The organism is Myxococcus sp. AM010 (genome assembly GCF_013372585.1).
GTDB lineage: Bacteria > Myxococcota > Myxococcia > Myxococcales > Myxococcaceae > Myxococcus > Myxococcus vastator.
On the sequence record NZ_JABXEO010000023.1, the window covers coordinates 77,154 to 93,579 of the forward strand.

Below are 16,426 nucleotides of genomic sequence, written 5' to 3' on the forward strand. Positions count from 1 at the left end.
CCGCGACGTCGGACACCCGAGGAGGCGGCGATGGCCAGGGAGACGTTCAGCGTGGTGGAGGTCAACCCGGCGCACCGCTTCGCGCGGCTGCGGCCCGAAGCGGGCGGGCCCCTTCTGCACGCGGGGCTGTACCCGGAAGAGGAGGCCCCGGAGCCCCCGCTCCAGCTGCGTGAAGGGGACCGGGTGGAAGGCCAGCGGCGCGGGCAGTCGGTGGCGGACTGGGGCTGGGTGTCCCGGGCCGAGCCGCCCGCGGACCTGGTGGAGCGGATGGGCGAGCTGCTCACGAAGCTGGAGAAGTACGAACTGCGCGTGCCCGCCACGGCCTATGACCTGGCTGAGCACCACTGGCGGCACAGCCGCGCCAACCCGCTGCACCAGGAGCTGCTCGCGCAGCTGCCCACCTTCTTCGACTGGGAGCTGTCCCACCCCTACGAGGACGGCGCGCTGCTGGAGCGGCTCCAGGCCGCCATGCAGCCGTACCTGCCCGGCTTCGAGGTGACGCCCCAGCCAGGCCGCGCCGCCTTCCGGCTGGAGCCCGGCGGCCACGACGTGTCGGCACCGGAGGGGAGCCGCGAGGCCCCCGCCTCCACCTTCGAGCCGCTGCTCCTCCAGGTGAACAGCCTGCTGGAGGGCGCCGGGGCCCCGGTGCGCTGGGTGCCCACGGAGGACGACTGGATGCTGGCGCCGCCGGGGCTCGCGGAGCTGCTGGTGCTCCACGGCGTGCTCGGCGCGCGCCAGGGCTGAGCGCGGCGGCGCGGCTAGAGGCCGCCCTCGTCGCGCAGCACGCGCGCGACCTCGTCCGCCATCACCCGGTGGCCTTCGACGCTGGGGTGGATGCCGTCCACCTCCAGCCCGTCGAGGAACAGGTGCACGTCCGCCGGCTGGCGCGTCACCGCCTCCAGGTCGATGATGTCCGGGCCGGTGCCACCGCCGCGGACCCACGTGTTGAACTCCAGCCGCTGGGTCTTCACCGTTTCGTAGGGCGCGTGGTTCGACTTCTCCTTGGGCAGCAGGGTGCTGACCCAGGTACGGCAGAAGGGCGCGAGCCGGCTCAGCAGCGTGTTCATCCGCGCCTGGATGACGGACAGGGAGTCCTTGTCGCCCAGGTCGTTGGTGCCCAGCAGGACGATGCAGTCGGTGATGCCCTGGAGCGCCAGCACCTCGCCGTCGAGCAGCGCCAGCGCGTCGTAGAAGCCCTGGCCACTCACGCCCGCGTTCACCACGGGCACGCCCAGCGCGGCCTCCACCTTCGCGGGCCAGGCGTTGCGCGTGTCGTTCTTCGTGTCGACGTAGCCCTCGGTGATGCTGTCGCCAAGGGCCACGAAGGCTCGGCCCGTGGGGCCCTCCACGTCCACGGTGGCCACGCCGACGGCGCGGTCGAACAGGGTGCCGCCCAGCGCGCCCGTCACCAGCGCATGGTTCCCCGCGCGCGCGAAGCTGCCCGGGAAGGCGCTGATGGCGCTGGCCGCCAGCGCGCCACGGGCCTCGAAGGTGATGGCCAGCTCGTCCCGGAACGCCACCGGGAAGTCCACCGGGTCCGACGTCTTCCGCGAGCGCGCGGCGACGGTGAAGCCCTCCGCGCCGTCGAAGGTGAGCGTCACCGGCGGGGACCCCAGCGCTCCATTGGCGCCCGCGTGGGCCACGGTGGCACGCACGAGCGTCATGTTCCCGTCGCCCGCGCGGAACGTCACGCGGAGGCGCCCGCCGTCACGCGCCACCGGCACGCGCATGCGGAAGGTCGTCACGCTCCCCGCTGAGTGGGACGCGCGGAGCGCTTGGTGGAAGCCCGGTTGGAACGAAGTCGCCGGCGGCGCGAAGGGCGGCGCGGCCTGCACCTGCCTCCCGTCGTTCAGCACCAGCACGGGCGCGACTTCCAGTGACGCGTCCGGCGCGTTCTGCTCCACCGTGGAAGTGTGGCGGTCGTCATCTGGCGGCAGGTCCCCGTCGGCTGAGTCCGCCACGCCGCCAGCACACGCCAGCAGCGCGCTGCTCGCGCACACGACGACCCATCGCCACCCTGGCTTCATTCCCATTCCCATCCCTCCCGGCTTTGCAGGATGCACACCACACCGTGCCCTGCCAGCCGGCCGTCTGGGAACCCTCTGCCTCCGAAGCCTCGCCTGTCTGGCCGCCCTCCACAGCGGCCGGCCTGGTGCCTAGGGGACGCAAGCCCCCACGCCTGGGTTGCCATCCAACGCCCGGCAGCTGCCCGCCGGGCAGGCGGGCGTGCCTCCAGGCTGACAGAGCGGGCGGCAGGTGAGGCCGCCTCCCGCATTCACACACGCGCTCCCAGGCGCGCACTGATTGCTGAAGTCACACGACTGCCCCTCCGTCCGATTGCCGCTGCCCGCGCACAGCGGGCCGGACGTGGACGGGTAGCAGCTGAGTGGGGCCTCGCAGTCATCACCCAAGGGGTCGCACGCCGTGGACAGCGGGCCGCAGACCAGCGGCAGCTCGTCGGTGCCTTCCAGGCGGAGCACGGTGTTGCACTCGCTCGTGTTCCCACAGTGGGTCGTGGCATGGCACAGGCGCTGGCAGGTGAAGCCACTTCCCGCGCCGTCAGGTGCCTCGCGGCAGAACAAGCCTTGCCGGCAGGTGTCGTAGGCCACGCCTCCGTCGGTGGGGGCCAGCGTGCAGGGCGCGCCTTCGTCCGCGGTGCCCGGGGCGACGCAGCGCCGCTGGGTGACGCCATGCTCCGCCGCGTACGTGCAGCGCTGGCCCTGGGCGCAGTCCTGGGCCACCACGTCGCACTCCGCATCGAAGCAGCGGCTGCCGGTGCCGCCGTCCGCCAGGTCCGCGAAGTAGCAGTCCTGGCCGTCGGCACAGCCCTCCTGCCGCGCCACGTTGCAGGCGAAGTCCCGCGCGCCGCCGCCCGCGTCCGTTCCACCGCCGTCCCCCGTGGGTGTCCCGCCTCCATCAATGCCCGCGTCCCCCTGGCCGTCGGGCCCCGGCCCGTTACCGCCGTTGCAGGCCGCGGCCCAGAGGGCCAAAGCCAGGGTTCCAGTCAACACACCGAGGCGGTCCACACGCATTCCAGAGCTCTCCCAGGGAAGTCCCCGAGGACATAGGCACCCGAATTCGATAGAGGGGGCCCCTTGAATCAGGCGTGGAAAGCAGCGGACACTTGGCGGACGCTCGGGGCCTCGAGGTTGGCCCGGCGCGTCACCCTGTGGGACTGTGGGTGTGGAAAGCAGCGTGGTGTTCGCCAGCAGCGTCGAACGTGGGGGCTATCGGGTGCGTATGACAACCAAGGCGGCGGATGACATGGAGAACGGGGATCCAGCCGCATACGCGAACCGGCGGGCGGATGAGCGTGTGGCGGCGCGGTTCGAGGTTCGCTTCAACCAGACGCAGGACGCGGCGCGGGCGCTGCGCGCGTACTCCATCAACATCTCCGCGGGCGGCCTGTGCCTGCTGACGCGGAAGTCCTATGACGTGGGCGCCCACGTCCGGCTGTCCATGGCGATTGAAGGTGAGGAGTTCCACATCACCGGCGTCATCGCCTGGGTGCGCGACGAGGCCGAGGCCATTGGCGTGCGCTTCACGGACCTGAGCGACGAGGACCGGGCCCGGCTTCAGCGCGTGGTGGACAGCATCAAGCGGTAGCGGCCGGGGGCGGGCCCCGGCGCTTCCCTAGCGCTGGGATTCCGTATCGACGTGGCGGAACACGCCCGAGTCGATTTCGGAGAAGCCACACGCCGTGTAGAAGTTGCGCGTCTCCGGCGTCGTCGTCATGGGCGAGACGAGCTGGAGCTGCTTCGCGCTCAGCACCTTGCAGCGCTCCAGAATCTGCCGGATGAGCGCGCGGCCCACGCCGCGGCGGCGCCAGGTCTCCGTCACCACCAGCTCGTCGATGGTGGCCACGCGTCCGCGCAGCCGGAGCTGGGGCCGGTGGGAGAAGGACACCATGCCCACGGGCCGGTCCTGCGGGTCGCCGGCCACGAAGATTTCAATCTCCGGATGGCTGACGACCCAGTGGACCGTCTGCTGGTCCGTCCCCAGGGGGTAGCCCAGCTCCTTGAGGAGCGACGCCATGGCTTCGGCGTCACCCCGGCGGGCGCGACGGATACGGAAGGCCGGCGCATCGGCACCAGCGACGGGAGTGACTGTCCGGACGATTGGTTGTGACAAAGCCCCCGGAGTCTAACGAATGGGCCGCCATCCCTCCAAAGAGGAACGGCGGCCCAGGGTGCTTCTCCCGTGCGACAAGGGACTCACGAGCAGGGGATTGTGGGTGTCGCGCTTACGGCTGCTCGCCCGCGAGCGAGCGGATGGCGGTGGTGATGTCCGCCAGCTGGGGCACCGACGCCATCTCCAGCGCGTCCGACAGGCCAATGCCCGGCAGGAACTTGCCGGCCAGCAGCCGGGGCGGCGCGAGCAGCGAGTAGAACAGCTCCTCCACCGTGCGGCGCACCAGGTGCTCGCCGAAGTTCGTCACCTCGGTGTCCTCGTTGACGAAGAGGACGCGGCCCGTCTTCTGGACGGAGGCCTTGATGAGCTCCCAGTCGTACGGCCACAGCGAGCGCAGGTCGATGACCTCCGCGCTGATGCCGTCCGCGGCCAGCGTCTCCGCGGCCTTCGCGCACAGGGGCAGGGTGCGGCCGTAGCTCACCACGGTGAGCTGCGTGCCCTCGCGGACAACCTTGCCCTTGCCGAAGGGCACCGCGTACGCCTCCAGGCCCGCGGGCCACTGCGGCTTCCACTGGGAGCGGTCTCCCAGGGGCGCGTCGATGAGCTTCGACAGCGCGCGGTCGTCATCCGGCTCGCCCGGAATCCGCTCCTCGCCCTTCACGCGCAAGAGCGCCTTGGGCTCCAGGAACATGACGGGGTTCTTCTCCTGGCACGCGGTGATGAGCAGCCCGTACGCGTCCAGCGGCGTGGAGGGCATGACCACCTTCCACCCGGCGATGTGGGTCATCGTCGCGTCGAACGAGTGCGAGTGGTAGATGGACCCGCGGATGCCGCTGCCCACCGGCGTGCGCACCACCATGGGCAGGTGCCAGTCACCGAAGGTGGACCAGCTGGTGTTGCCCGCCAGCTTCAGCAGGTCGATGGTGTTGTAGACGTAGTCGCAGAACTGGATCTCCGCCACCGGCCGACCGCCCGCCATGGCGATGCCCATGGCCGCGCCGATGATGCCGCGCTCGTCCAGGGGAGAGTTCCACGTCGTCTTCAGGCCTTGCGTGCAGGTGAAGACGCCGCCCAGCGGGGCGCCCACGTCCTCGCCGAAGATGTCGGTGACGCCCAGGTGCTCCTCGGCGTAGTGCAGGGCCATGCGGATGGCCTGTGCCATGTTCGCCATGGGTTACTTGTCCTCCGCGTAGATGTGCTTCCAGATGGATTCCGGGTCGGGCTGCGGCTCGTCGCGCACCAGCCGGGCGGCGGCGGCCATCTCCTCGGTGTAGCCGTTGCGCAGCGCGTCCATCTGCTCTCGCGTCAGGACGCCGTCCTTCTCCAGCTTCGCCTCGAAGTCCTTGAGGCAGTCGACCTCGTTGCCCACGTAGTTGGCACCGGAGGCGGACGAATGGCCGTAGAGGCGCGACACGTTGGCCTCCAGGAGGAAGGGCTTGCGCTCCGTGCGCACGTAGGCCATGGCCTCGCGCAGCTCGGTGTAGGCCTCCACGGCGTCGTTGCCGTTGATGGTCTTGCTGCGGATGCCAAAGGCCTTGCCGCGGTCGCTGATGCGCTGCTCGCCGTGCTGGCCCTCCGCCGACGTGGAGATGCCCCACTTGTTGTTGGTGACGATGATGAGGATGGGCAGCGGGTTGGCGGGGCGGCTGCTCCACACCAGGCACGAGGCGAAGTCACCCTCGGCCGTGCCGGCGTCGCCACCGGTGACGATGGTGATGCCCTCACCGCCGTGGCGCTTCTGCACCATGGCCGTGCCCGGGGCGATGGCGTACTGGACCTCGATGGGCGAGGACACCGGCGCCACGTTGAGCCGCCGGGCGGAGTAGTGGCCCGCGAAGTTGCGGCCGCCCGAGTACGGGTCCGTGGCCGTGTTCTTCATCTGCCGCAGGGAGCCGATGGGCTCCTCACCCATCGCGAGCAGGGTGCCGGACTGCCGGTAGTGCGCATGCAGGTAGTCGAAGTCGGGGCCCTGGCCCTTCTTCATGAGCATGCCCAGGGAGACGTTGAACGCCTCCTCGCCGGGGCCACCAATCCAGAAGTACCCGTGGCCTTGCTTGTACATCTGGATGAGGCGCTCCTCGAGGACGCGCGTCTTCACCATGAGGTCATGGAGGCGGACCAGCAGCTCCCGCTCGAGCGGCGCGGACGCTTCTGAGGATTCTTTGATGAGTCGGGGACGAGACACGCGCGACCTTCCTCTGGCTGGAGGGGACGCCCCTATAACCCGGATGGGTGCCTCCCGCTCAAGGCAGTTGATGGGTTGTCTGTCGGGACGTCAGGCGGAGAGCACCTTCTGGCGCGGCGCGGCAATCAGCGGGGCTCATCCGTGGCAGGAGTCCGCCCGTGCCGCAGCGCGGTAATCCGCTCGGTGAGTGTGGCCTCCGTGGTCGTCCCGGCGTGCTCGGCGATGAGGGCCAGGGTGTTCTCGGACAGTTGCCGGGCGTGCGAGCTGTCCAGCAGCGAGGCCAGCTCCGGGAGCCGCCCGGTGCGCAGCAGCGCCAGCACCAGGGCATGGCCGGTGCGTGGCAGGGGCGCCTGGGTGAAGGCGGACTGGAGCGAGCCCACGGCCAGCTCCGGCAGACCGCTGTCCAGGAGCAGCTCGCCCACCAGGGCGGGGTCGTGAGGGCCCTCCAGTTCATCCTCCGCGTCGGCCGCGTCCGGAGGGAGCGGCGCTCCCCGGAGCGCGTCCATCAGCCGCTCGACGGAGACGGCGCCCGCCGTCGTCTGCCGGTGCTCGCGCGTCTCGCGAACCCCGCGGGGAGCGGCGAACCGCGGCTCGGCGGGGCGCAGCTTCGGCGTGCGGCGGAGCTGCTCGACGTTCATCATCCCCATCATCATCGCCATCAGCCCCAGCCACAGCTGCTTCCCCCAGATGGCCAGCCCCAGCACCCCCACCGCCGTGGCGATGCCCACGCCGAGCACCGCCCGCTCATGGCGGTAGCCGCCGCGGGCGCGCACCAGGTCCGCCAGCAGGTGGCCACCATCCAGCGGCTGCATGGGCAGCAGGTTGAAGAGCCCCCAGCCGATGTTGACCCACAGGAACTGCCGCACGCCCTGGTCCACCAGGCCGCCCGGCGCCCCCAGGGGCGCCAGCTGCGACAGGCCCCAGACGAGCCCGCCCGCCAGGAAGCCGATGCCCGGCCCGGCGAAGCTCACGAAGGCCGACTGCGGGTGGGTGAGGTGCGCGGCATCGTGCGCCTGCGTGGTGCCGCCCATGCCGTGCAGCTCGATTTCAGAGGGACAGCCGTAGCGGCGGTAGGCCAGCGCATGCCCCAGCTCATGGAGCAGCACCGACACGAAGACGATGCCCACCCACAGCGCGAGCCGCGCGGGCTCGGAGATGAGCGTCCAGCCCGTCGCCAAGGCGACGAGGAAGAAGAGCGGATGGAGCCGGACGGGGAATCCGGCCACGTGGAAGTGGGGCCGCATGGACCTCCGACTGTAACGGGCATGCCCGCGCCGCGCCCGGCGAAGGGGGCGGGGCGCGGCGTACCCCGGGTCGATGACGCGGGGCTCCATGCAGGGCCATGACCTTGGCATGACATGGCTTCAGTGACATGCCGACCGTGGCGTCCTCCCCAGCGCGGCGTGGATGTGGGGACGGGGCCTCGCGAAGCACGAGAAGTGAGATAGAGTCTCGACACACCCCTGTTTCCCGCGCCCCCGCGCGTCCCCACCCCCCGGTCCGCCCTTGTCCAGTACGAATCCGCGACTGAAGTCCGCGCCCGCGTCCGACGAGTCCCTGGACGACGCCGCGCTCCCGCCGTCCGAGCGGACCGGCACCCAGGAAGCCACCGGCGCGCGGGAGTCCACCGCCACGCGCCTGACGGGCCCCCTGGGGCTGGCGGAGGGGGGCACCCGCACCCTCATCGCGCCCCTGGAGGCGGGCGAGCTGCCCAACGTGGCCCAGATCAAGGGCCTGCGGCTGGACCAGATTCTCCTGCTCACCACGGGCATCCTGGTGGTGCTCATCGTGGGCTTGCTGGCGGCGCTGTCGGTGGCCTCCACCAAGTCCCAGTTCGAGGAGACGGCGCTCGTCTCCAAGGAGCGCATCCAGGAGCAGGCGCGCGAGCTGGGCCAGACGGTGGGGCAGACCATCGCGCTCACGTCCGCCACCAACCTGCGCGACAACAACTACGCCTTCCTCGAAGAGGTGGCGGGCTCCATCGTCAAGACGAACCCCAACATCCTCCGGGTGCAGATTTTCGACCCGGACGGGGTGCGGATGGCGGACAGCGAGGGCGCCAGCGAGGACAAGGAGGACGCCGCACAGGTCCGCCGCGCCGAGCGCCGGCTGGTGAGCGCCTTCTACCGGGGGCAGCCCATCTCCGAAATCCAGGAGCCCATCGACTACGGCTCCAGCAGCGGCAAGGGGCTGGTCGTCATCAGCTACTCGCTGGGCGGGCTGCAGAAGCAGCTGGAGTCGCTGGAGCAGGACAAGCGCGCCACGGTGCGCGCCACCACGCTGCGCATGCTGGGGCTGGGCTTCGGCTTCGTGGTGCTGGCGGGCGTGCTGGTGGCCTACCAGAGCCGCCGCATCACCCGGCCGCTGGGCATGTTGACGGGCAAGGTGATGCAGCTGGCCTCCGGCAACCTGGGCGCGCGGGCTGGAACGGCGCAGGGCGCGGGCCGCGAGGTGGTGACGCTGGGCGTGGTGTTCAACCACATGGCCGAGCGCATCAAGGTGCTGCTGGAGGACGTGCGCGCCAAGGCGCAGCTGGAGCGCGAGGTGTCGCTCGCGCGCACCGTGCAGGAGACGCTGCTGCCGGGGCGCGAGGGCGTTCAGGTGGGGCCGCTGCGCATCGCCGGCCTGGCCGTCACCGCGGACGCGTGCGGCGGTGACTGGTGGTTCCGGGCGGCCCTGGACGACCGGCGCATCGTCATTGGCATCGGCGACGTGACGGGCCACGGCCTGTCCACGTCGCTGGTGGCCACCAGCGCCACCAGCGGCTTCGCCTCGGCGATGACGCTGCGCGAGCCGTCGCAGGTCAACGCGCAGATGCTCATCACCGCCCTCAACGTGACGCTGGCCAACGTGGGCCGCGGTGAGCACCAGATGTCCAGCGCGCTGGCCGTCATCGACGTGTCCAACGGCTACATCGACTACGCGGCGGGCGCGCACCCCAGCCCGCTGGTGTTCAACAAGCGCAGCGGGCAGATTGCGTCGCTGCCCGCGCGCGGCCCGCTGCTGGGCGCCTCCGTCGACTCCCAGTTCACCTCGCGCCAGGCCCAGCTTCGGCCAGGGGACGTGGTGGTCTGGTACACGGACGGCCTCACCGAGGCGCGCGACGGCGCGGGCAAGCTCTACGGCACCCAGCGGCTGGCCGCCGCCGTCCAGGCGCACGCCCACCTGTCCGCGGAGGCGCTGCGTGACGCGGTGCTGGCGGACGCTCGCGCCTTCAGCGCGGGCCAGCCGCAGCGGGACGACATCACCGTGGTCGTGGCCGAGTTCAGCCCCGCCGCCTGACTTCCTTTCGGGACCCCACACGCATGCGACGCTCCCCACGACATCCCCGGTCGCGCCGTCTCACGCCGGCGCTCGCGCTGCTGACCACCCTGTGCGGCCCGCCCGCGCTGGCGCAGTACCGCCCGCCGCCCATGTCCGAAGCCCAGCGGCTGGTGCGGGACGGCGAGGCGGCGCAGGTGGCCGCCAGCGCCGCCAGCGCCTCGGGCGACAAGAAGGAGGCCGAGGAGAAGCACCGCAAGGCCCTGGCCCTCTTCGAACAGGCGCTGACCGCCGAGCCCGGCTCCGTGGCCGCCGCCGCGGGCCTGGGCGCCAGCGCCAACGCGCTGAATGACTGGCAGCGCACCGTGGACCGGGTGCAGCCGGTGTTGACGGCGAACCCCGCCGAGCTGGCCCTGGCCTATCCGGTGAGCGTGGCGTACTTCAAGCTGCGCCGCTTCCCGGAGGCCGTGCCGTTGATGGAGCAGGTGGCCACGGCCGACAAGGCCGAGCACCTCATCGTCCACTACTACCTGGCCAGCTACTACCTCTACCTCCAGCAGGGAGACGCGGCGGCCACGCGGCTGAAGCGCTACCTGGCGCTGCGCCCGCAGGCCCTGGCGCCCAACGACTTCCAGATTCACGAACTGCTGGGGCGCGCGCACGTGCTGCGCCGGGACGCCGCGGCGGCGCGCGCGGCCTTCCAGCAGGCCCAGGCGGGGAAGCCGGAGTCGCCGTCGGTGCAACTGGGCCTGGCGCAGGTGCTGGAGCTGGAGGGCAGGGTGGTGGAGGCGCGCACGCTGCTGGAGGGCGTCACCACGCGCTTCCCGCGGGCGGGCGACGCGCGGGAGAAGCTGGCGCGGCTGTACCTGGGCGCGGGCGACGTCGCCAGGGCGGACGCGCAGGCCCAGGCGGTGGTGAAGCTGGGCAGCTCCCCCGCCGCGCACCTGCTGCTGGGGGACGTGCGCTTCGCCCAGAAGAACGCGGCCGCCGCGGAGGCGGAGTACCGCAAGGTGCTCCAGCTCCAGCCGGGCCTGGTGCTGGGGCAGATGGCGGTGGGCAAGGCGCTCCAGGCCCAGGGCCGGCACGAGGAGGCCATCCAGTTCCTGGAGGGCGCGGTGCGCGCGGGGGCCAACAGCGTGGAGCTGTGGGCCAACCTGGGCTCGGTGAACCGGCGCGCGGGCCGCTTCCAGCGCGCGGTGGAGGTGCACCGGCGCGTGGTGGAGCTGGCGCCGCGCCACGCCCTGGGCTACGTGCTGCTGGGCGCGGACCACTTCGCCACCGGCCAGTGGGACCAGGCCATCGAGGACTACGCCAACGCGCTGCGGGTGGAGCCGGAGCACGCCGGGGCGAAGCAGTGGCTGGCCCGGACCCTGGCGCACCGGGCGCGGGACAGGGCGAGCACGGGACGGCTGGAGGACGCCGTCCGGGACCTGCGCCGCGCCTACGACCTGGACCGCGGCGCCCCCATGGCCCGCCGGCTGGGCGCCGCGCTGCTGGAGACGCGCGCCTACGCGGACGCGCGCAAGGTGATGGAGCAGGGCGTGACGCTGCCCGGCGCCGCGTGGCGTGACAGCCTGCTGCTGGGGTACGCGCGGCTGGCCACGAACGACGCCCAGGCGGCGCTGGAGGCCTTCACCCGCGCGGGCGCCCAGACGGAGGAGCCCGACGAACAGGCGGAGGCCTCCGTCGGCGCCGCGCTGGCCGAGGTGGAGCTGGGGCAGGTGGACGCGGCGGTGCAGCGCCTCACCGCGGTGGGCCCGTCGCGCGCCGCGGCGCAGGTGGCGGGCGCCAACCTCCCGCGCGTCCTGGTGCGCCGGGCGCTGGCGCGTCTGGAGACCGGCGACGCCGAGGCCGCCGAGCGCGATTTGGAGCTGGTGGACAAGCTGGGCACGGGCAACCGCAAGGAGCTGGCGCGGCTGGCCCAGTTCGCCCGCGGCCTGGCGCGCGCGGAGGCGGGGCGGCACGCGGAGGCGAGCGCCGCCATCGCCAAGGCCCTCACCCCCATTCAGCCCTGGGCCTGGCCCAACACGCGCGCGCTGGCCACCGCCTTCGTGCTCTACAAGAAGGGGCAGGTGTCCGCCGCGCGCAGGCAGCTGGCCGTGGCGGCGAAGAAGCCGATGCCCGGCCAGCCCCGGTGGCTGACGGCGATGACGGGCGCGCTCCACCGGCGCGAGGCGTCGCTGGCGTACAACGCCGGCAACATGCGGGTGGCGGAGAAGGCCTTCAAGGCCGCGCTCGCCGGCGACCCGGAGAGCCCGCTGGTGCAGCACAACCTGGCCTGCGTCGACTGGCGCAAGGGCCGCACGACGAACGCCGTGGAGACGTGGCGCCGGCTGGAGTCGGGCGTGCCGGTGGCCGCGCTCAACCTGGGCATCGACGCGCAGGAGCGCCGCAAGGACGCGGGCGAGGCCGTGGAGGCCTGGCGCCGCTACCTGGCCGGCGGCAGCGGCCCGCGCATGGCGCAAGTGCGCGAGTGGAAGGAGCGCCTGCAGAGCCTGCACGGCCTGTCCGAGCCCGCTGGCGCCACCGTGGAGGAGACCCCATGAAGACCTCACCTCGCTTCCTCCTGGCGGGCCTCGTGCTGGCCTGCACCCTGACGGCCAGCACCGCGCTCGCGGCGCCGAAGAAGGCCACGCTGGGGGTGTTCCTGGCCACCACGCTCGCGGATGGCCAGGAGCGCTTTGAATACGCGGAGGCCCTGGCCGCCCGGCTGACGGAGCTTCTGGACATGCCCGTGGCCGCCAAGAGCTTCGGCCGCTACGAGGACTTCTCTCGCGCGGTGGCGGGCGGGATGGTGGACTTCGCGGTGGTGGATGCGTGGGCCGCCGTGCAACTGGGCGCGAAGGCGAAGCCGGTGGCCTGGGCCTCGCGCGCGGGTGACACGCAGCAGCGCTGGGCCATTGTCGCGATGCAGCGCGGCGTGGTGAAGGACCTCGCCGGCAAGCGCCTGGCGCACGTGAAGGGCGCGGGCCCGGCGGACCCGAAGTTCGTCACCCACGTCGTGCTCGGTGGCGACCTGGACGCCAAGAAGCACTTCAAGCTGGCCCCCGTGCCGAACGTGGAGTCCGCGCTGAAGATGCTGGAGGCCAAGGGCGCGGAGGCGGCGCTCGTCCCGCTGGCGCACGTGCCCAAGGGCAAGGACGTGCGCGTCCTCTACCGCAGTGGCCGGGTGCCGGGCGCCGTGCTGGTGGACCTGCGCAACCACGAGGCCGCGCTCACCGGCGCGCTGGGGAAGGTGGGCGCGGTGGCGCCCTTCGATGCCTTCGCGCGGCTCCAGGACAAGGCCTTCGACGATTTCCGCAAGCTCGTCACGCGCGGCCCGCCGCGGCGCCAGCCCGTGCTGGCGGAAGGGGCCGAACTGCACGTTGAGGCCGAGGTGCTGGTGCGCTCGGAGGAGCTGGGCCCCGCGCTGCCGTCCTTCGTCGGAGACCTCGCTGTCTCCGCGGAACAGCCAGACGACTGATACTTTCCCGAGTTTCTAGAGAATGAGAGCCAACGACTTGGCCCGGCGTGGGCTCTGGGGTAGCTTGAAAATGATGGCGTTGATGTTCAGCCGTGAAACGGCGTTCCCCCGGACGCAAGCGCTGGCGCCGAGCCCGTCTCCAGATCGTACGTACAGGACCTCGGGTGTCCATGCTCCACCCTTGGATGTGAGAACGATGCACTCGACTGTGTTCGGTGAGCCGCGGCAAGGCGCGGCGAAGGCGGTTGCCGGACGCCGCGCTCTGCGCGCCGGCCTGCCTCTGTCCATCATGCTGTGCGTGCTGTCCCTCGTCGTCCCTTCGAGCGCGACAGCGCAGGAGGTCGCGCAGGCGGAGGCTCCCGCCAAGGTGAAGCGCCGGAAGCGGGTGGTGAAGCCCGCGCGCCCCGCCGCCCGGACGGCGAAGAAGCCGAAGAAGCCCGTGCAGCCGCCCGCCGACGACCCGGCCGACGAGCCGGAGATTCCCGTCCTGGGAGGCGAGCCCCCCCCGGAGGAGCCGCCGCCGGCCCTCGCGCCCGCCGCGCCCCTGGCGCCGGCCACGCCGCTGACGGCCGAGCCGCTGCCCCTGCCTCCACCGCCGGTGGGCACGGACTTCATCCCGCCGGACGCGCCGACGAATCCCCCGCCGGCCACCGCGCAGCCCGAGCCCGCGTCGAACGTCCCCATCACCGCGCCCTTCGCCGAGCCGGCCATGAACCGGCCCCTGCCTCCACCCTCCGGGCTCGCGGGCCTGGACGGGGACCCGCTGGGCGGCGCCGACGCGCTGGAGGAGTCCGTCAACCGCGTGCTGAGCGAGGCGGTGGTGACCACCGCCGGCAAGCGCAACCAGCGCATCTCCGACGTGCCCCTCACGGTGTCCTGGATTCCGGCTGATGAGCTGGAGGGGACCGGCCAGTTCACGCTGTGTGAGGCCATCCAGTACTTCCCCGGCATGGAGTGCCGCCGGGGCTCCATGCGCAAGGCGGCGGTGAGCGCGCGCGGCCTGGGCTCCAACTACCTGTCCAACCGCCTGCTGCTGCTCCAGGACGGCCGTCCGCTGACGGACCCGTGGACGGGCCAGTTCTACGCGGACGAAACCACGCCGCTCACCAACCTCAAGCAGGTGGAGGTCATCCGCGGCCCGGGCTCCTCGCTGTACGGCTCCAACGCCTTCAGCGGCGTCATCAACATCATCCAGCGCCAGCCGTCGGACCTCATCGAGAAGGGCAAGAACGTGGGCGCCGAGGCCCGGGTGCTGGCGGGCCAGGACCAGACGTGGCGCCTGCACGGCACCGTGGCCGGCCGTGGCGGCCCGGTGGAGGCCCTGCTGGGCTACTACGGCTTCGGCTCGGACGGCCCGCAGCTCTTCAACGACCCGCGCGTGGGCCGGGTGGACACCAACCAGGACTCGCTGGTGCACCAGGTCAACGGCAAGGTGCGCATCGGGCCCCTGGCGCTGGACGCGGACTTCACCGACGCGGAGATTGGCCGCCCGGGTGGCACGCACATCTCCACCGTGGGCAACTGCGGACGCTGCCACTACACGCCGAACGACTCCGAGTCGGTGCAGAACTTCAACGCGTCCGCGCAGGTGGACCAGCAAGTCACCGACAACCTGCGCCTCTTCGGCCAGGCGTACGGCTTCTTCAAGCGCCGCGACGTGCTGATGGAGAACGCCTTCGGTGGCGACCCCACCCGCGCGCTGGGCAAGCGGCGCCGGCTGGGCGGCGAGGCGCGCGCGCTGTGGACGGTGGGCAACCTCAACGTCACCTTCGGTGGTGACTTGAAGGCGGACGCCGTCAACGTGCCCAACGTCCTGCCCGAGCTGAGCATGGACGACACGCGGCAGACCATCCTGGGCGGCTTCGTGGACGCGGAGTACCGCCTCTTCGACCGGCTGGTGTTCGGCGCGGGCGCCCGCTACGACCGCTACCAGATTCCGGAGCAGGTCTGGCAGAACCGCACGGACCAGATTTCCCCGCGCGCCAGCGTCGTGTTCCACGCGGTGCCGGAGCTGCTGACGCTGCGCACCAACTACGGCCGCGCCTTCCGTGCGCCCACGTTGGCGGAGCTGGCCATCAACCAGCAGATGTACGCGGCCACACTGGTGGGCAACTCCAACCTGCGCGCGGAGACGCTGGACACCATCGAGGCATCGGTGGATTTCTGGCCCTTCGACAGGAGGGTGCGCCTGACGGGTACGGGCTTCTACAATCTGGCGAAGAACTTCATCAACCAGCAGCTCGTCTTCGGCTCGGTGTCGCAGTTCCAGAACATGGGCGACGCGCGGGTGGCGGGCTTCGAGCTGGAAGCGGCCGCGCAGATTCCGTCCATCAACTCGTCCTTCGACATCGCGTACCAGTTCCTCAACGCCAGGTCGCTGCCGTACGACGACGGCCCGCAGTCGCCGCTGGACTACGCGCCGGCCCACCGCATCTACGCGCGTGGCCGGACCAACATCGGCAAGGTGGCCTTCGTGGAGCTGTACGCGCTGCTGGTGGGCTCACGTTATGACCCGGGCTTCGAGGTGGACGAGGCGACGGGCCTGCCCACCACCCGCGTGCAGCTGCCCAGCTACGTCACGGCCAGCGCGCGCGTGGGCTTCAACGTCTACGACGGCATCTCCGTGTCGTTCCTCGGCTCCAACCTCTTCAACGCGCAGTACGAGGAATCCCACGGCTTCCCAGCACCGCCCCAGTCGTTCTTCAGCGAAGTCAAGGTTCGATACTAGCCCTTGAGTACCGCCCCCCACCTCGAGGCCGGCGGCCTCCTGTTGATTGCAGACGAGTCGCTCTCTCCGGCGCTGGTGGAGCAGGCGGCTCCCGTCCTCGCGCAGGGCGGCCTGGCGCTGTGCCAGGGGCCCGGGTCGCCTTCAGGGCCTCGGCGCCTGGTGCTCTTCGACGGGAAGCTGACGCCCACGCACGCGGAGGCGCTGCGCGGCGAGCCGCCCGCGCTGCTGCTGGCGACACGGGCCTCCGACGGACGTCCCTCCACGTGGGAGGCGCGCCTGTTGGGGGACCTGCTTCGCGGCGCGCCGCTGCTGCCCGCGGGGGCCTCGCGGCACCGGCTCCAGTCGGTGGCGGACATCAGCGCCGCTGGTGGGGCCGCCGCGCGGGCCGTCACGCAGGCGGGGGGCTCGCGCACGGCGGCGGCGCTGGTGGCGGACGTGGTGCACGAGCTGGCGGCCAACGCGATGTGGGACGCGCCGGTGGATTCGCGGGGCCAGCACCGGTACGCGCACCGCCGCTCCGAGGTCCGCGAGGTGGCGCCGGAGGACGCGTGCGAGCTGGCCTACGCGGTGGAAGAGGGCCGCATGTGGTTGGAAGTCGTGGACCGCTTCGGCGGTCTGCGTCCGGGGCCCTTCGCCCGGGCGCTGGGCGGGTGGGGCG

At 71.8% G+C, this 16,426-nt stretch carries 13 protein-coding genes; 7 read left to right on the top strand and 6 right to left on the bottom strand.

What is annotated here, in order from left to right:
- Positions 1-30: 30 nt before the first annotated feature.
- Positions 31-744, top strand: coding sequence for a hypothetical protein (locus tag HV826_RS14150; RefSeq protein ID WP_176417540.1), 714 nt, complete (start codon positions 31-33; stop codon positions 742-744).
- 14 nt (positions 745-758) lie between these two features.
- On the opposite strand, the gene HV826_RS14155 is transcribed toward HV826_RS14150, so the two are convergent.
- Both HV826_RS14155 and HV826_RS14160 read right to left on the bottom strand, forming a co-directional pair.
- Positions 759-2,033, bottom strand: a complete 1,275-nt coding sequence (locus tag HV826_RS14155; protein ID WP_176417541.1) for a GDSL-type esterase/lipase family protein — start codon at positions 2,031-2,033, stop codon at positions 759-761.
- Positions 2,034-2,156: 123 nt separating this feature from the next.
- On the bottom strand, positions 2,157-3,032 hold the full coding sequence (locus tag HV826_RS14160) for a hypothetical protein (protein WP_176417542.1): 876 nt from the start codon (positions 3,030-3,032) through the stop codon (positions 2,157-2,159).
- Positions 3,033-3,240: 208 nt separating this feature from the next.
- Here HV826_RS14160 and HV826_RS14165 point away from each other — a divergent pair, with 208 nt between their 5' ends.
- Positions 3,241-3,606: a TIGR02266 family protein gene (locus HV826_RS14165; RefSeq protein ID WP_217917514.1), complete on the top strand. Its 366-nt coding sequence runs from the start codon at positions 3,241-3,243 to the stop codon at positions 3,604-3,606.
- A 27-nt stretch (positions 3,607-3,633) separates the two neighbouring features.
- On the opposite strand, the gene HV826_RS14170 is transcribed toward HV826_RS14165, so the two are convergent.
- The 4 genes from HV826_RS14170 to HV826_RS14185 all read right to left on the bottom strand — a co-directional run bounded on the left by HV826_RS14170 (position 3,634) and on the right by HV826_RS14185 (position 7,560).
- Positions 3,634-4,035 (bottom strand): GNAT family N-acetyltransferase, encoded by a 402-nt coding sequence (locus HV826_RS14170; RefSeq protein ID WP_240358132.1) that lies wholly within the window; start codon positions 4,033-4,035, stop codon positions 3,634-3,636.
- A 208-nt stretch (positions 4,036-4,243) separates the two neighbouring features.
- Positions 4,244-5,302, bottom strand: a complete 1,059-nt coding sequence (locus HV826_RS14175) for an alpha-ketoacid dehydrogenase subunit beta (RefSeq protein WP_176417544.1) — start codon at positions 5,300-5,302, stop codon at positions 4,244-4,246.
- Positions 5,303-5,305: 3 nt separating this feature from the next.
- The gene (locus tag HV826_RS14180) at positions 5,306-6,316 is read right to left on the bottom strand and encodes a thiamine pyrophosphate-dependent dehydrogenase E1 component subunit alpha (protein ID WP_176417545.1); all 1,011 of its coding nucleotides are present in this window, start codon (positions 6,314-6,316) and stop codon (positions 5,306-5,308) included.
- A gap of 125 nt (positions 6,317-6,441) precedes the next feature.
- Positions 6,442-7,560 (bottom strand): M50 family metallopeptidase, encoded by a 1,119-nt coding sequence (locus tag HV826_RS14185; RefSeq protein WP_176417546.1) that lies wholly within the window; start codon positions 7,558-7,560, stop codon positions 6,442-6,444.
- Between the two features lie 262 nt (positions 7,561-7,822).
- Here HV826_RS14185 and HV826_RS14190 point away from each other — a divergent pair, with 262 nt between their 5' ends.
- The 5 genes from HV826_RS14190 to HV826_RS14210 all read left to right on the top strand — a co-directional run.
- Positions 7,823-9,598 carry a PP2C family protein-serine/threonine phosphatase gene (locus HV826_RS14190; protein ID WP_176417547.1) on the top strand — a complete coding sequence of 592 codons (1,776 nt, stop codon included), beginning with the start codon at positions 7,823-7,825 and terminating at the stop codon, positions 9,596-9,598.
- Positions 9,599-9,621: 23 nt separating this feature from the next.
- Positions 9,622-12,123, top strand: coding sequence for a tetratricopeptide repeat protein (locus HV826_RS14195; protein ID WP_176417548.1), 2,502 nt, complete (start codon positions 9,622-9,624; stop codon positions 12,121-12,123).
- Positions 12,120-13,040, top strand: coding sequence for a PhnD/SsuA/transferrin family substrate-binding protein (locus HV826_RS14200; RefSeq protein WP_176417549.1), 921 nt, complete (start codon positions 12,120-12,122; stop codon positions 13,038-13,040). Before HV826_RS14195 ends, HV826_RS14200 begins: the two co-directional genes overlap by 4 nt.
- 22 nt (positions 13,041-13,062) lie before the next feature.
- Positions 13,063-15,768: a TonB-dependent siderophore receptor gene (locus HV826_RS14205; protein ID WP_176417550.1), complete on the top strand. Its 2,706-nt coding sequence runs from the start codon at positions 13,063-13,065 to the stop codon at positions 15,766-15,768.
- A 3-nt stretch (positions 15,769-15,771) separates the two neighbouring features.
- Positions 15,772-16,426 (top strand): hypothetical protein (locus tag HV826_RS14210; protein ID WP_176417551.1); only part of this gene is annotated, 655 nt, incomplete at its 3' end.

Bases quoted from the DNA above. Each gene is read 5' to 3' on its own strand.
- HV826_RS14200 (WP_176417549.1), top strand. From the start codon at position 12,120: ATGAAGACCTCACCTCGCTTCCTCCTGGCGGGCCTCGTGCTGGCCTGC.
- HV826_RS14160 (WP_176417542.1), bottom strand. From the start codon at position 3,032: ATGCGTGTGGACCGCCTCGGTGTGTTGACTGGAACCCTGGCTTTGGCC.
- HV826_RS14195 (WP_176417548.1), top strand. From the start codon at position 9,622: ATGCGACGCTCCCCACGACATCCCCGGTCGCGCCGTCTCACGCCGGCG.
- HV826_RS14205 (WP_176417550.1), top strand. From the start codon at position 13,063: ATGAGAGCCAACGACTTGGCCCGGCGTGGGCTCTGGGGTAGCTTGAAA.
- HV826_RS14155 (WP_176417541.1), bottom strand. From the start codon at position 2,033: ATGGGAATGAAGCCAGGGTGGCGATGGGTCGTCGTGTGCGCGAGCAGC.
- HV826_RS14185 (WP_176417546.1), bottom strand. From the start codon at position 7,560: ATGCGGCCCCACTTCCACGTGGCCGGATTCCCCGTCCGGCTCCATCCG.
- HV826_RS14175 (WP_176417544.1), bottom strand. From the start codon at position 5,302: ATGGCGAACATGGCACAGGCCATCCGCATGGCCCTGCACTACGCCGAG.
- HV826_RS14170 (WP_240358132.1), bottom strand. From the start codon at position 4,035: ATGGCGTCGCTCCTCAAGGAGCTGGGCTACCCCCTGGGGACGGACCAG.
- HV826_RS14150 (WP_176417540.1), top strand. From the start codon at position 31: ATGGCCAGGGAGACGTTCAGCGTGGTGGAGGTCAACCCGGCGCACCGC.
- HV826_RS14165 (WP_217917514.1), top strand. From the start codon at position 3,241: ATGACAACCAAGGCGGCGGATGACATGGAGAACGGGGATCCAGCCGCA.